General features: G+C 44.4%; 15 protein-coding genes. 2 read left to right on the forward strand and 13 right to left on the reverse strand.

From position 1 onward, the window contains the following. Positions 1-13 precede the first annotated feature (13 nt). The 11 genes from G511_RS23900 to G511_RS0113010 all read right to left on the reverse strand — a co-directional run bounded on the left by G511_RS23900 (position 14) and on the right by G511_RS0113010 (position 11688). A complete protein-coding gene (locus tag G511_RS23900; protein WP_051222032.1) occupies positions 14-979 on the reverse strand; it encodes an eCIS core domain-containing protein in 966 nt (321 codons plus the stop codon). Then, a complete protein-coding gene (locus G511_RS0112965; protein WP_028470007.1) occupies positions 976-1245 on the reverse strand; it encodes a hypothetical protein in 270 nt (89 codons plus the stop codon). Before G511_RS0112965 ends, G511_RS23900 begins: the two co-directional genes overlap by 4 nt. Further along, positions 1242-3320, reverse strand: coding sequence for an ATP-binding protein (locus G511_RS0112970; RefSeq protein ID WP_036552019.1), 2079 nt, complete (start codon positions 3318-3320; stop codon positions 1242-1244). Before G511_RS0112970 ends, G511_RS0112965 begins: the two co-directional genes overlap by 4 nt. Continuing rightward, positions 3317-4522, reverse strand: coding sequence for a Pvc16 family protein (locus G511_RS0112975; RefSeq protein ID WP_028470009.1), 1206 nt, complete (start codon positions 4520-4522; stop codon positions 3317-3319). Before G511_RS0112975 ends, G511_RS0112970 begins: the two co-directional genes overlap by 4 nt. Continuing rightward, positions 4519-5493, reverse strand: coding sequence for a hypothetical protein (locus G511_RS0112980; RefSeq protein WP_028470010.1), 975 nt, complete (start codon positions 5491-5493; stop codon positions 4519-4521). The genes G511_RS0112975 and G511_RS0112980 overlap by 4 nt, the downstream gene beginning before the upstream one ends. Then, positions 5493-6230: a T4 family baseplate hub assembly chaperone gene (locus tag G511_RS0112985; RefSeq protein ID WP_028470011.1), complete on the reverse strand. Its 738-nt coding sequence runs from the start codon at positions 6228-6230 to the stop codon at positions 5493-5495. The genes G511_RS0112980 and G511_RS0112985 overlap by 1 nt, the downstream gene beginning before the upstream one ends. A gap of 6 nt (positions 6231-6236) precedes the next feature. Continuing rightward, a complete protein-coding gene (locus G511_RS0112990) occupies positions 6237-6767 on the reverse strand; it encodes a phage tail protein (protein WP_028470012.1) in 531 nt (176 codons plus the stop codon). Positions 6768-6778: 11 nt separating this feature from the next. Beyond that, entirely contained in the window at positions 6779-8671 is a 1893-nt protein-coding gene (locus G511_RS0112995; RefSeq protein ID WP_028470013.1) for a phage tail sheath family protein, read from the reverse strand. A gap of 27 nt (positions 8672-8698) precedes the next feature. Further along, complete coding sequence (locus tag G511_RS22850) at positions 8699-8968, reverse strand: hypothetical protein (RefSeq protein WP_051222035.1); 270 nt, start codon at positions 8966-8968, stop codon at positions 8699-8701. 333 nt (positions 8969-9301) lie between these two features. Further along, positions 9302-10669: a sigma-54 interaction domain-containing protein gene (locus tag G511_RS0113005; RefSeq protein WP_211224908.1), complete on the reverse strand. Its 1368-nt coding sequence runs from the start codon at positions 10667-10669 to the stop codon at positions 9302-9304. A 32-nt stretch (positions 10670-10701) separates the two neighbouring features. After that, positions 10702-11688: an alpha/beta hydrolase gene (locus tag G511_RS0113010; RefSeq protein ID WP_028470015.1), complete on the reverse strand. Its 987-nt coding sequence runs from the start codon at positions 11686-11688 to the stop codon at positions 10702-10704. Between the two features lie 520 nt (positions 11689-12208). Here G511_RS0113010 and G511_RS24845 point away from each other — a divergent pair. Further along, positions 12209-12343 (forward strand): hypothetical protein, encoded by a 135-nt coding sequence (locus G511_RS24845; RefSeq protein WP_268927839.1) that lies wholly within the window; start codon positions 12209-12211, stop codon positions 12341-12343. 553 nt (positions 12344-12896) lie between these two features. Here G511_RS24845 and G511_RS0113025 read toward each other — a convergent pair. After that, entirely contained in the window at positions 12897-13325 is a 429-nt protein-coding gene (locus G511_RS0113025) for a hypothetical protein (RefSeq protein ID WP_028470016.1), read from the reverse strand. Positions 13326-13339: 14 nt separating this feature from the next. Further along, positions 13340-14011 (reverse strand): S24 family peptidase, encoded by a 672-nt coding sequence (locus G511_RS0113030; RefSeq protein ID WP_028470017.1) that lies wholly within the window; start codon positions 14009-14011, stop codon positions 13340-13342. Between the two features lie 188 nt (positions 14012-14199). Here G511_RS0113030 and G511_RS22855 point away from each other — a divergent pair, with 188 nt between their 5' ends. After that, positions 14200-14487 carry a helix-turn-helix domain-containing protein gene (locus G511_RS22855; RefSeq protein WP_036552020.1) on the forward strand — a complete coding sequence of 96 codons (288 nt, stop codon included), beginning with the start codon at positions 14200-14202 and terminating at the stop codon, positions 14485-14487. The last annotated feature ends 85 nt before the right edge of the window (positions 14488-14572 follow it).

A 14572-nucleotide genomic window follows, 5' to 3' on the forward strand; every position in this document is an offset into this window, starting at 1 on the left:
TTAAGTTGATTAATTAAGCTGAATCTCCACCACTATCTCTAATGCCCGCTTCATTAAGTAACGCAATAACAGCGGCAGCGGCGGCTGTTCCTAAGCCACCAACAATCAGTCCAAACTCGCATGCGCCTGAGGCAAAACAAGCAATAATCGCTGCTGTAGCCGCAGCGCCCAATAACACGGTTATCCAATAAGGCAAATTTACAGGAGTGGGTGCATCACCGGACTGATCCCTACAATTACAGCCAAATTTCATACCACCCCATTGGCACATTCCTCTACGGCCGGCAGGCGTGGTGCATCTAGCGCCATTACAATTGCGGCCAGTTCGCCCTGCACATCCCACTCGCTGAATAACTCGTGAGACCTGACCATTAGTCGATTGCTGGACTACATGTGTTAATTCATGCGCTAATAAATGCCGCCCTGTAGATGTACCAGGCGAATACTGATTAGCTCCAAAGACCACATCACTACCAACGGTGTAAGCTCTAGCATTAATAGCATTGCTTGATTCAGCTGCTTTATCACCGGTATGAATACGCACGCTAGAAAGATCTAATCGTGTGAGAGGTTTTGCTTGTTCACGTACTGATGAAAAGTGAAGAGGGCTTGAAGGTAAAGTATCAGCCACTTGATCTGCTTCTCTTTCATAAAGACTATCCGCTGCACCCAAGCTCAAACTACTTGCAGCAACGCCTCTTTGAGCTGAGCTTATCGGCGCACTCACTAATGTTTGTGCTAGGTGCTGCTCCATAAAAGAGCGCGTTGCTGCATCTAAAGGCTCCCCAGCTGAATGCAGCTCATCGTATACCGAAGCAGGAATGTGATTAGCTTGGGCATTCTTTTTACTACATGTTTCACATGGGCCGCTCGCGCTCTTGTGCTGACCACAAGCGCATTTTCGCAGCAAAATGTGCCCTGCCAGTAACGCCGTTGATCGATCAATTTGCTTAGTTTGAGGTGCATATAACATTGTCATTTTCTGATCCCCCAATACACTGCATCACCAACTCTCTCACCAATACTGCTGGCATTTTGACTGCGGTTAATGGAAATAGGATAGGTCTTAATATATGGATTGCTTGTAAAGGGTAATAGCGTTTCTGTGCTTGCTTGACACGGCAGCTGCTCCCTTAATTTGGTCTCCAAAGCAGCAGTCAACGCTGCACTTAGCGTTTGTGTCTGGTGCGCCTGAATATCAATACCATCCAGTACCAGTGTCTCTATATGCAAATTAATACTCATGCGACCGTCCCCACCGACTTACCCCACCAAAAGTCTGACTCTTTAGCGGGGCGTTCCAGTTTTTTGTACTCGCTGCGGGCTGCACTTAACACGAGTGGCATACTAATTTGTGAGTTTTGCTGGGCCGCCAAAAATGCAGCATTAATGGCCACGTTATGTATATTCCCGCCTGTGAGGCTCAGCTTAGCAAGATGCTGATAATCGAGTGCTCCATCAATTGGAGTTTGTGTAGGAAACACTTTTTTCCATATATCTGCGCGTTGCTCGATAGCGGGGAATGGGAAATCGACAATAAAACGCAAGCGCCTTACAAACGCTTTATCCAATGCACTTCGCATATTACTGGCAAGAATAGCGAGACCTCGATAGGACTCCATACGCTGTAGAAGGTAATTGATTTCAATATTGGCATAACGGTCGTGACTATCTTTTACCTCAGTGCGTTTACCAAACAGTGCGTCGGCTTCATCAACAAATAAAATGGCGCCGCTATCTTCTGCCGCATCAAACAGCTTGCGAAGATTCTTTTCCGTTTCTCCAATGTACTTGCTCACTACCGATGATAGATCAACCCGATACAGATCAAGCTCAAGCTCATTTGCTATCACTTCAGCAGCCATGGTTTTCCCGGTTCCGCTTTCGCCAACAAATAAAGCATTAATGCCTAAGCCACGGTTCATTTGCTCACGAAACCCCCATCCTTCATAAACATGATTGCGATACGCCACCTGACCCACAATTTGCCGAAGCAACTCTGTTTGCTCCTGCGGCAATACCAGTTGGTTCCAGGTAGCTTTACTATCAATTCGTTGTGCTAACTTTTCCATACCGGCGCGAGCAGAAACACGACAGACATCCCATAGCTCGCCATTTAAAGCCGTTTCACTTTCTTTACAGCGCTGCAAAGCTGCGTGAGCCAAAGCGTAAATATCATGCTGTGAAAAAGAAAACTGCTCTGCCAAACGTTGGGAGTGCCCGTCGTTAGATTGCTGCAATGCATTACTCCACAGTTGCTGCTGCTCTTGTGGCGTTGGCTTACTGATATCAATTGAGAGGTGCTGCTCAAACCCTGCCCCCCTACTTCCCTCAATACTGACAAAAGTAATTCCTTTGTTATGCTCCAAAAAACGTTGAAGTAAGTGCTTTTCAGAATCACTGCTACTAGACACATCAAGATATAAAGCGAGCGGCATTAAATAAGATTCTCTCTCCCAAAGGCGCCTAAAGGCTTCGAAATCACCGTTACTACTGGGGAATGATTGCAAATTGATAGAAAAGAGATTCACATCTAGAGCAGATGAGACACGCTCAGCCACTAAACGTTTACTGGCAGAGTCATGCCCTAACAACTCAATAACAGGTATTTTATTACTGCCAAAGCTCACTTGCAGTGCAGCAACAACTTTCTCAACCTGCTCCTGTTGAGAAAGGGGTAACGCATAACCTGCATTCAACTGGACATCAATACCATCCAACAAAGAGGACAAACGATCATCAAGATAGCTCAGCCCTTTAATATAATTAACAATTCGCTCGTCTGCCCCAAGTGCGGCGCTCGTTAACGTCTGTGTTCCTGGTTGGTTAATCTCTAGTAGTCGCCAATATCGCAACGGCGCTTGAGGAGTTAATACATTCCAATCAGGGTCATCAAAAAGTACAAAACTTAACGCAAATGTTGGGTAGGGTTTATTACGGTCATTTTGCGCTTTAGCGCACAACTCACCAATACCAGTGTCGAGCTCCATCGCTGTACACAGTGCTAGCACCTGAGTATCAAACGTAGATAAGCCTAAGGCTTGTGATAACAACACCATGGCAGGAGGAGGGTCGTTTGCTTCCAGCGTCACCATAGCTTGATGGGCTTTATCTACCTCATCGTCTTTGGGAGCATGATCATGACCAAGCGTAATTTGTGTCGCTTTTTTACGGCTAAACCAAGCACTCCATGATTTAACTTGGGCTTCACTTTTAGGTTCAGTTTTATGAACGGCCTGCTGTAATACCAAACGCAGCCATATCAACATGGCTGATAAGTATTGTTCATTGATACTAGCCCAGTCCGGATGTTGTTTCATACGATAACCACTTCCATTGCAGCGTCAAAAACAGGAGGAGTTACACTTTTATTGATCAATAAACTATCGATGCCATCGATACGTAAGCGAACATGACGAGTACCCACCGCAGCGCTTTCAACGATGAAGTTCACTGTATTAGTCGATGCGGGGTGTGCTTGAGCAAGCACTTCTTTACCGCCCAATAATAAGCTTGCACGCTGTTGTGGCAAGATATTCGGGCTGCAAGTCAATGTTAATGCCACTGCGCCCACACCATTGCGCGCTACGGGATTAGGGGGAGCAATTGACAATATTTGGGGGGCAATCGTCAGTGGGTATATATTTGTTACACTCTGCCCACCTACCTTATTAATAACAACCTCGACTGCATAAACCCCTACTCGCCAACCAGCAGGAGCATTAGGGATATCCACACGTAACTGTGTATCGGTTCCACCCGCCATTACTGCTATCTCAACCGGGTTGGCAAGGTTCTGGTGATTAAAACGTACCCTGCTAGCACCACTGAGATGGTGCCCTTTAAGTAATAATGAATCTCCCAATACTGCACTTTCCTGCTGGCTAAGCAGTTCTATCTCAATAAGAGCTGGGTATGGCGGAATCAGACTGGCCTGCGCTAACACGCCCTGATCGGCTTCGCCTCTGGTTAAAACCGGCAATGGCGTAGCGGTAGGACGAGTGCTTTCAATCAGCACCAAGGAAACCTCATATCCCACTGACAACCTATATTCTGCCGACTGAAAGCTAGCCCATAGTTTAGACATCTCATCTAATGACAAGCCATCAGCGGTAATACGAATACGTTCAGTCTGATGGTGTAGATTCGAGTCTGGCATGATACCAATGATATCTGTCGGGCCTAAAATTGGATGATCATGTAAAAGACTCATTAACTGCCCCATCAACTGCTGGCCAGAAATATCATCATCATTAGCACCGTAAGCAGTAATGAGATACTTCAGTGTTAATGGCATTGGCGGATACGCACTCTCTCCATTGCGGCTCGTACCGGGCAGTGGTGAATTATTAAATGCAGTGTTAACTTGTGTGCCGTACAGAAAAATATTGATCTGTTCATCATCACCGCTACGCGCTTTACTAGGTGGCTGCGTCGTGATTTTAGCTTCATTATCCACCAGTCCATGTAACAAGCTTTTAAGTGTTGCTGTGACAGTGGCTAATGCCGCGGGGCTACTCATCCTTGCCTCCGGCGATCACGCTGTTCTAAATAACTTTCTAGTGTCATGGTATTCACAGGTTTTTTACGAGTATTAACCTGCGGGGCCGTATTCTCTGTTACGGCACGTACGTCAACGCGTCCAATAGTGACATTGATCACCGGCTCAACACTTGCGACTTGACTCTGTGTCTGCCAGCGCTGTTGTAACCCAGAACGCAGCTCTGCCAACCAATCTGGCGTTTGTAATTCTCCAGTCGATATATTCTGCTCACTTAGTGCTTGCTGTTTAACATCAGGCTTACCCAATACAGAACTAGCTGACTGGCTAACAAGCTTTACTGGCTCACGTAGAGGTGATTGATCGTCCGTATTTATATTTGTGACTGAATGTGTGTTTGTACTTAAGCTCTGCAGGACGGTTTGTATACGCTGATTAAGAGCATGATCAATGATTAGCGGTGGCTGTTTCTCTTCTGATAATGATTTCTCTTCTGATAATGATTTCTCTTCTGATAATGATTTCTCTTGCGATACTGATTTTGTTTTTCTATTACTCTTAATAAATGGTGCAGAAAGTGGCCCATCAAACGAGCCTTTTTCAAAAGAAGATTCAATTGAGCTATTAAAAAGCGGCTCTTGGTTTTTCTCCAAAGAGTTGGTCTTAAAATGAGCGTTGTGCAGATTAAGCTCTGGGTTTTTTTTATGTGTCTCAAGACTATAGTGGTTATGCAAAGGGGCTTTTTTATTTGGTTCAAGGGTGCTTTGCTCTTGCGGCCACATGTTTGCGGATAACTCACTCCTTATATGTACCGAATCATCACTTGGTTCATATGGTGAGTCATTCTCTTGTACAGACACAGGAGCGTTTTCTTTAAAGCTTTTTTCTTCAAACCTTAATTGCAGGCGCGGCTGAACGATAAGCCTAATGCTCGACTTCGCTTGAGCATTATCGGATTGATTGCGCACTACTAAGCTCTGAAAGTAATCCATTACGCCCCCATCATTCCTAGATAGAGTTGCCGACGTACTGGACTCAAACTCAATATTTGCTGCTCACTCCAGCCATACCCCACCGCCAATTTATAAACGGTTTGCAGCGTCCGCTCAGCCCAGCCGTTAACCTCTTCCCAGAGAAAACTGGCGATATCAAATAATACCGTCCATTCATGAGAGCACTCAGGGCATGCAAGGTTAATGCGTATATCCGCTTGAGGGTCTAACTGCTCAATACGCTCCATCAGTGCTTGAACAATCGTCTCTGGTAAATGCTCAGGTTCATAATCAGAACCTTCACGTTTTGCCTCTAATACACAATAAGATAACAATTGCTGCTGTGTTGATAATGCACTCTTACTGTTTACAACCGACGCAATATCCAAACTATTGGGTAAGCGGAACTGCAGTTGATACGCCTCTTGCTCAAGCTCAAAGTGTTGATCACTGGCGTGCTTGCCATTAGGAACCATGAAGTCGGATAAATTATTTTGCCACTCCAGTTGTTCATCGCATGAAGGGCATGCCGACCTGTTTAACAGTAACTGCCCAAACAAACGCTCGCGTAACTGCATCAGTAATAGGTCGCGCTGCCCTATGCTCAGCTTTGCTAGGCTGTCTGAGTTTATTTCTGGAAACGCAGCAGCCAACAACATTAAGGCACGTTGCAACAAAGGTTGGTTAAGCCCTTGCTCCCATACGCTAAGCAGCTCGTCTGCGTTTAGAGATTTCATCAGCCATTACCCAGCTGCTGGCTCAGTGAAATCAGGTTCGACAGGCTCAGACACATCATAATCACGCTCCCAACCTTCGTTTTCTAACTTCAAAAACTGAATCGCAACAGCACTACCACTGGCATCCAGCTCGGGTAAGGCTTGATACTCAGACACCCAACAACGAAACACCTTGTACGCTATGGCCAATTGACCCGCTTCGTTGTACATCTCGATGACGATATCTTTACGAAAATCTTTAAGGGATACTTCAGCGCCTAGGCCTGAACCGAAATTCCATACCTTATTGGCCCACTGCTCAAACTCCTTATCGTGAGTAACACCTCGCTCTAGCGTGATTGCTTCAAATTTTGTTTGCCCCGGCGACTTACGCTCTGTACTAGGATCTCCTCCTTCTCGATGAGTGATCGGTTCATTAGTGCGTTTAAGCGCGCCTACTTTGCTAATACCTGCGACATATTTTCCATCCCACCTCACACGAAACTTGAAGTTCTTGTAGGGATCAAATCGTTGTGGATTAACACTAAACTGAGCCATGATTTACTCCTTCAAACCTCAAGTTCACCAGCGATCTGCTGGAATTTGATAATGACAAATTCAGCAGGTTTCAGTGGGGCAAAGCCAACCACAATATTGACAATGCCTCGGTCAATATCATTCTGTGTGGTGGTTTCTTTGTCGCACTTAACAAAGTAAGCCTGCCGCGGTGTCATTCCCTGAAAAGCCCCTTGGCGGAAAAGGTTGTGCATAAATGCACCAAGGTTCAGCCGAATTTGAGACCACAATGGCTCATCGTTAGGCTCAAACACGACCCATTGGGTACCGCGATATAAGCTCTCTTCTAAAAACAGCACTAAACGGCGCACTGGAACATACTTATACTCATCAGCCTGCGCGTCTGCACCTTTCATCGTGCGGGAACCCCAAATCACTTTTCCATAGGTAGGAAAGGTTCTCAGAGCATTCACACCCACAATGTTCAGCTGGCCGTTTTCAATATCATTCATCACAGGACTAATAGCCGCCACGCCATTTATCGTTGCATCCGTGCCTGCGGGTGCTTTCCAAATCCCTCGCGTACTATCGGTACGGGCAAAGACACCTGCCACAGAACCCGAAGGTGCCATAGCACGCGCCCTAAAGTTATCAAGCGGATCAGAGACCACCACAGCAGGGAAGTACACCGCCGCGTTGCGAGACTGAGAAACACCATTTGCCCAGGTGCCAATGTCCGTTAATATCTGGCCGCTTGGAGGGTCAACAATATAAAAGGCCCGCTCATCTTCACAGAGCTTTATTGCTGCCTGGATTAATGGGTCAGCCTGAACCGGCGGTAAATCGCGGCTTTCAGGAATCGACAATAGATTAAACAGATCGACATCAAGCAATGCATAAATGCCAGTTTTAGAGGCAGGACTACCGATAAGCTCGAGCGCACCTCCTTTGCTTCCATCACTGCCCACACTCTGCGGTAACCCCCCACTGACTACATTCGGCCGATGCTCTGAATCTCCTGTAAATTCACGGCCACCACTTGCCAAACCTAAGCTAATAACCGACGCTAAACCTCCTGAATCACCGACGGCCACAACCACTGAGGATGACTCACTCACCGCCAAAGACGCTATTCGTAAGCTGCCATTGCCTGTTACATCGCCATCAAGACCAGACTCCACAGCCACCATTCGTGTTGCGAGCCCCGCTGTTGCAATGGCTGAATTAACATCTGTCAGTAATGCACCGATATCAGCATAATTGGATGCCAGTATTAGCGAGAATGCTTCGCCTCCGTCCACCGACCCTGACAATAGATTGTTAGTTAGTACCAAGGGAAACGTAATGCTTTGACTGACAGCAAATCCGGAAGCGGCAAAGACCAAAGGCGCTTGTGTTACTTTAATTGATGCAGAAGCCGCATTCACAGATGCCACTGCGTAATTTGGTGAGTTGGGATTAAGGCTAAGGTTACGGTGTGTTTCAAGGACCACCGTTTGAGGAGCACCGCCTGAAATCACAGCTTGTGATACCACTAAATTAAAATCAGCATCAGGGTTACGTGTGCCTGAATGCTCAACACTCATTCGCAGATCATTACCCCATGCGCCAGAACTCGATGCTGCAATATCTAAAACCTGTCCAACCCCATCACTCAACTGCCAACTCGCTGCAGCTTGCCCTGAAGCAACTCGCACCACATAAGCTTGGCTCCCACCATTAGAGAAAAATTGCCTAACAGCATAAGAAAGTGGGCTATCTCGATGCAGCCCACCATGGCTTCGTTCAAAATCCGAAAAGCTACTAATAAACGTTGCCTTATCTAGTGAGCCTTTACTCGTATAGCCAACAAAGGCAGTAATCGATGTGGCGACTCCGGCGATAGTTCGCACACCGCTGGGTATCTCTTCAATATAAACACCGGGATATGTGAGAGAAACTGGCATGTCCTTACTCCTCTACCTTTGATTCCGTTAATGTTTTTGCTCGCCATGAACTGGGGTTGAGTCAAAGTACAAGTACTTACCGTCTAGGTTGGTTGTTCGCTTTATACGAGATTCTGAAACCAGATAATCCAACGCCTGCTGCACTAACAAAGATGACTCCTCAATACGCTGCTGTGGCAACCACCACTTCGTAATACCATCAATAGTGTCGACCCCTTGTGGGTGATTACCCAGATAGCGCCTGATTTCACTAGCGATGCGCATTACTTCGATATCATCATTGTGGTTGCTTTGCATACCTGACTACTCATTTTCGTTAAAGCAAGATTGATACTATTTAATCAATTCAAGATACATACCAAAAAATAACTCATTGATTTTTAATGAATTAAGTCTTATCAATCATTTTAACTGGGGGAAAAATGACCCGGCTAACTCGTGATCTATAAGTTCTTGTATTTAACTGGTGAAAAATTCTTTAGTTAATACATACGTTTGAATAAAGTGGGGTTGTCTTATAACGAGGTGGGTTGCAGCCTATGCAGGTGGGTTACTTTTAACCCAGAGAGATATATCGTTATGATTTAGGTAAGGAATAAGCGTTAGATAAAACTATGAAGAAGCAGAAAACTACCTGAGACCATGCTTTTTGATTAACTTGCCTAACGAGCGCCGTTCTTTACCGGCAAGCCGAGCCGCTTGCGAAACATTCCCGTCGGCTTTTGAAAGTACATGCATTAAGTAATTTTTTTCGAACGCGCCTACAACTAGACTTTTAGCTTCATTGTAATCCACATCCCAATTAACACCGGAAATATTAATACTTTCATTTTCTTCAACCCATTGAGCAGGTGGTGATAACAGAATTGCCGTGCTTTCTGTCTCAAGAAAGGCTCGCAGTAAAACATTCTCTAACTCACGTACATTACCCGGCCATAAGTACTGACGCATCCAGGCATAGCAACCTGCGGATAAATGCTTTTCTTCCCCTCCGTGCTCTAGCATAAAACGCTTTATTAGATGATCCGTTAACAGTGGAAGATCATCAGTGCGTTCACGTAAAGATGGCATAGTAACTTGCATAATATTGAGACGGTAAAATAGATCTTCTCTAAAAGTACCGGCTTGCGCCAATTCTGCTAAATCGGCATTGGTCGCTGCGATCAAACGCACATTGGCTTTTACATAACTCTGCGAGCCAAGTGACCGGTACTGATGATCTTGTAGAAAACGCAACAATGCCACCTGAGACTTTAAAGACAACGAATCAATCTCATCTAAGAAAAGCGTGCCTCCTTCTGCCTGAGCGACTAAACCTAACTGGCTCCTTTTAGCATCCGTATAAGCACCCTGCGAATGGCCAAACAGCTCATTTTCAAAGATATCTTCGGGTAAGGCACCGCAATTAACTGGGATAAAAGGCTGTGCGTTACGCCCCCCCATATAGTGTATAGCACGGGCTGCGAGCTCTTTCCCTGTGCCTGTTTCACCCATCAGTAAAACAGAAACATCGTGCTTTGCTGCCTTTTGAATACGTGAGAGCGCTTGCGAAAAAACCGGAGAGTCCCCAATAAAGTTCATCTGAATAAAGGCTTGCTTAAGCTCAGTATCCAGTGACTTTTCCCCCGTAGGCTTAGTGCTGTTTTCCAGCATTCGGCAAAAACGATAACTAATCTCTTCGGCGCTGCATGGCCATGTCATCACATCATGGCAGCGATCAATAATACGCCGCTGTTTAAAGCCACTAATGTCATCCAAAATACATAATTTAGGAAGGCCACCCAGCTCATCAAAATACTGGCATACTTCAAGATTTGATGCCTGTTCTTCAGAAATAAACACCACAAGCGCGCTGCCCAGTTCTGCTTGAGTTAAGCACGTCCAATCCTCTGGCCATATAACATTAATATTATATGGCAAGGTATCTAGCGCCGCTTTTAACTCTCTAAAACGCTCTGGCGTCGAAAAAGGTACTACCGTTATCAGACCCGTATCCACTTCTATTCTCCTTTAGAAAGTGCGAAGTAAAGTCAGCTTTTTTTCTTTGAGCTTAAAATCGACGTGCGACGATCTTCATCATCAGGAAACACGCGCCCAGATAATAAACACGCAAAGATGTGTTTAAAAACCTTACCCGGTGATCCCTTTCGACTGCCCGACCTAAAATACGAATGCCCTTTTGGTCTATCGTAACTGTTGTTTACATCGTCACAATCTACTGAATAGACATTTTGCGGTGTCTCATCAATTTTTTCTGGCCCTGTGTGCCCTAACCTTCGTGAAGCAATTTTATTTTTTAGATTAGATATTTTACTCGCACGCAGCGCGAGATCATCAGAAGCGTGATAAACAATTACGTTACGCGATGCATGGCAAATCACCTCTCCCTTTTCGCCTTCGTGCAGTGTTTCATTGACCACATCCGCCGCCACTAAAAACGTATTTCTAAAAATAAGCGGCACACCTTGAGGAAGATCGTACTTCTTCCAAACAGATAAGGTTTCACGAAGAACTCGGTTACCCATAGAGTGCGCCAAAACGTTAATACGCTTGAAGCAAGGATTATCACTAGGATTTAGCTTTTCATCACTGCGCCATGCTAAAAATTTCTCAAGTACACGCGCAAAAGGAAAACCACTCTGATCGGCTGCTTTTTGGTCATCCCAATAATCCTTCACAACCCCGAGGTCGTTATCACATGGCCAGATCAAGGGGATCACCAGAACTTCTTTCTTTTTCTGCTTATCGCACAACTCACGGAACTCTTGTGCAGCTGCAAATACATCTTCGGGGAGATTAGAAAAACCATGAATGTAGATAAGAATCTGACGATATTTGGATTTTTTAAGACGCGTTAAAAAATCAATACTACCAATCTCGGTGTATTCTTTTTCGTCCGTACGCTCACAGAAAAACACCGAATTACTTGACGCGTTATTTTCAAGATCAAAATCGAAAATACGGCCAATTTCAGTTTCTATGTTTTGTTTAGGAAATCGATTCGTAATAAATAGCATCCCGCCTCCTAAACTGAGAAGCCTCTAGGAAGTAACGGACCGTGAATAGCCTTGCCGCGGTATCGTTACGCGTCTCAGTTCAATTTATTATAATTATCAGATGCGCATGCTGTATGTCGTACTTACATAAAATAAGAATGACAATACACTCATGTATAAAGAAGGGATTAATGAAGATAAGACAGTATTTGCCTTAGCTGATAACAAGCATGCACATTATCTTTGCTGCATTAACTTCAACTGCTAACACCAAATCTCGTAGACCAGATTGCTCGGCACTGCACGTCAATTCAAGCAAACGTTTGATTTTTACAACTAAAGTATAATAAAAAAACGTCATTCTTATCTCGAACGCAGTGATGCCTGCCCCACTAACAAACACCTTAAATAAACATTTTTCGTGACAGTTACGCTCTAAACACAAATAAAAAGACAGAAAATCGAACTAAAATCCATAATACTGTCAAAAATGGACTACATTTAATAAGAATGGAAAATAAAAAAAGCTTGGAGCTATGAAATGAGTTACAAAATATTTAACAAAGATGGACGCCCTGTTGGCGATATCCACTCTAAAGAAATGAGTTTAAAAGCAGCCAAGGCACTAGCCGAAAAATGGTTTGGTGAAGGCAGCTCAGTTAAAATAGATAAATAAGAATATCGATTCACCGCTTGGGCAAACGATACAACTTCGCTCAAGCGGCCCGCTTAAAAAGCCCATTTAAAGCTGATATCCAACCTCGATACTAACTCCCCTGAACTAATTCAATTGATTAATCACGTCTTTAAAATCATCAGTGGCACAGTAACCTAGATAAACCGTGCACTGCTCTACAAAAAGGGGGAATTGGCGTGGCATGCAGCGTAATCGCTCCGATGGAAATACGCCATAGTTCTAGTAACCAGTTAGCAATCGGAGCCCTGTTCCTAAACCAATAGCACACCACAAAAAAAGTATAGGACAAATCTTAATTGCTGCCACAAAATCCAATCTAAAGTTTATCAGTCATGAGTTCACAGAGTGGTGTGATCTAGCACCTTTATTGGCACATATATAAGCGGGAGTATCTGAAATTAAGCGGGAGGTTGTGGGCGAAGAATACGTGGGGTGTAGGCAAGTATCGATAGAATGAGTATAAATTTAGCCTAGTAAGAATTTAGCGCACCGCATCTGCAAGACTTAATGATTTGGCGCACTTTTTGTCACTTCAGAGCTTACTGTTCAACTTCTCTAGCTTGCCATCGATCCTCGCAAACGCAGCCTTCATGGATTTAAGATCATTGAATCGTCGAAAGTACTTATAACTTATCCCTCCAGCGCCCGCCCAAATAAACACGCAAAGGAGAGAGTGATAGGAAGCACCCCTAGAGTTTACAAATTCTGCGAAATGCGGAACCAATTCTGCAGCTGAAAACATCATAAACACAGCAAAAATAGCTCTAAAGGAGCTACGGCTCATTTGAACACTTGAGCGCTTCATCCCCTCAAGATGCTCTTTCTCATATGTAAGCATCTCAATATCAGAAAGGATGTTCGACCTTTTTAGTCTTTTATAATATCCATGTCCTACTAGGACAATAGCACCACCCAGAATGCCTATAGACAAATTTTTAAAATCTTCAGGACCTAATTCCATTTATACTCTTTCCTTTATATACACCAACTTGCTGACCACACCACCTGGCCAATAACTTCAATCTCTTCTATACGATCCTTTGGTACAGACATAGCCTTGTAAGCCTTGTTAGTACTGATGATATCTATCCCATCAAACGTGCGCTGTAGACGCTTAGCGTATAAATGCCCGTCCAAACGAATCACATAGATCCCCTCTCCTTTTACATCAGTCTTAGAGTGATCAACCATTACAGCATCACCATCAGATAGATCGCCTTCCATTGAATCACCATCAACACGGATGGCTGATAGCATTTTAGGGTCTAAGCCTTTCTTCCTTAAAGAGTAGCTAGTAAAGGCCAGCTTAGTCAGGACTTGAGCATTCTCATTCCATGAACCGTTACCTGCACTGCACTGCGCATCATAAAGCGGCACAAAGTCATACTCTTGAATATGCTCAGCACTATCACTTTCAGCACTATTATCGCCTATCGCAAGCCAGGTCACCGAAACACCTGTCGCATTAGCAATAGCCACCAACGTTTCAATCTTGGGACTGCTCTCTTCCGCAATTATTCGGTATAGCTGCGCTTCAGATATATCAATCATTTTTGAGAGACCACGCTTACCACCAACCTTGGCAGCAGCCTCTTCAATGCGCGTTCCGATTCCATTCGTATTAAAAGGAACTGGTGAGTCATTCATTTTTGATAAACCTTTTCAGTTAAAAGTACCGGAACATCAAACACTTAGCGCAAAAAAGACAGACACCTATCATAAATAAGAATAGGAACTATCATAAATGCTTTGCATGCCTATCATTTATGAGTTAAATTAATTGCAAATATGAATGATTGTGACTAATTACAACTCACTAACGCAAGGCCAAAAAAATGAGCAAGCCAAAAACTCACTCAACAATAAAAGATATGCACCACCAAGACATCATGGCTGCTATCCGTAAAAAAGGAGCCAGTCTTGCCGGACTGGCCCGCCATCATGGGTATAAAAACCCGAGAACCCTTAATAGCGTGTTTCGTGCGCCCTATCCAAAAGCCGAACGAATCATTGCAGAGTTCCTTGATATGCGACCTGAAGACATATGGCCATCGCGCTATCAAGGCAAACGTGGTTTCAAGTCTATCACTGAAATCGCTGACAAGCAGCTTCATATCGCATAAATGCATTGTGAGTCTCTCCTGATTGCTTAGATATAGCCTAATCACGAGAAGCCAACAGGCATAGAGACAAAACCGTTTTTTGTTT

Source organism: Neptunomonas japonica DSM 18939 (assembly GCF_000422765.1).
GTDB classification, from domain to species: domain Bacteria; phylum Pseudomonadota; class Gammaproteobacteria; order Pseudomonadales; family Balneatricaceae; genus Neptunomonas; species Neptunomonas japonica.

Bases quoted from the DNA above. Each gene is read 5' to 3' on its own strand.
- G511_RS0112975 (WP_028470009.1), bottom strand. From the start codon at position 4,522: ATGAGTAGCCCCGCGGCATTAGCCACTGTCACAGCAACACTTAAAAGC.
- G511_RS23900 (WP_051222032.1), bottom strand. From the start codon at position 979: ATGACAATGTTATATGCACCTCAAACTAAGCAAATTGATCGATCAACG.
- G511_RS0112995 (WP_028470013.1), bottom strand. From the start codon at position 8,671: ATGCCAGTTTCTCTCACATATCCCGGTGTTTATATTGAAGAGATACCC.
- G511_RS0113030 (WP_028470017.1), bottom strand. From the start codon at position 14,011: ATGAATGACTCACCAGTTCCTTTTAATACGAATGGAATCGGAACGCGC.
- G511_RS0112985 (WP_028470011.1), bottom strand. From the start codon at position 6,230: ATGAAATCTCTAAACGCAGACGAGCTGCTTAGCGTATGGGAGCAAGGG.
- G511_RS22850 (WP_051222035.1), bottom strand. From the start codon at position 8,968: ATGCAAAGCAACCACAATGATGATATCGAAGTAATGCGCATCGCTAGT.
- G511_RS0112980 (WP_028470010.1), bottom strand. From the start codon at position 5,493: ATGGATTACTTTCAGAGCTTAGTAGTGCGCAATCAATCCGATAATGCT.
- G511_RS0113010 (WP_028470015.1), bottom strand. From the start codon at position 11,688: ATGCTATTTATTACGAATCGATTTCCTAAACAAAACATAGAAACTGAA.
- G511_RS22855 (WP_036552020.1), top strand. From the start codon at position 14,200: ATGAGCAAGCCAAAAACTCACTCAACAATAAAAGATATGCACCACCAA.
- G511_RS0113025 (WP_028470016.1), bottom strand. From the start codon at position 13,325: ATGGAATTAGGTCCTGAAGATTTTAAAAATTTGTCTATAGGCATTCTG.
- G511_RS0112970 (WP_036552019.1), bottom strand. From the start codon at position 3,320: ATGAAACAACATCCGGACTGGGCTAGTATCAATGAACAATACTTATCA.
- G511_RS0112965 (WP_028470007.1), bottom strand. From the start codon at position 1,245: ATGAGTATTAATTTGCATATAGAGACACTGGTACTGGATGGTATTGAT.
- G511_RS24845 (WP_268927839.1), top strand. From the start codon at position 12,209: ATGAGTTACAAAATATTTAACAAAGATGGACGCCCTGTTGGCGATATC.
- G511_RS0112990 (WP_028470012.1), bottom strand. From the start codon at position 6,767: ATGGCTCAGTTTAGTGTTAATCCACAACGATTTGATCCCTACAAGAAC.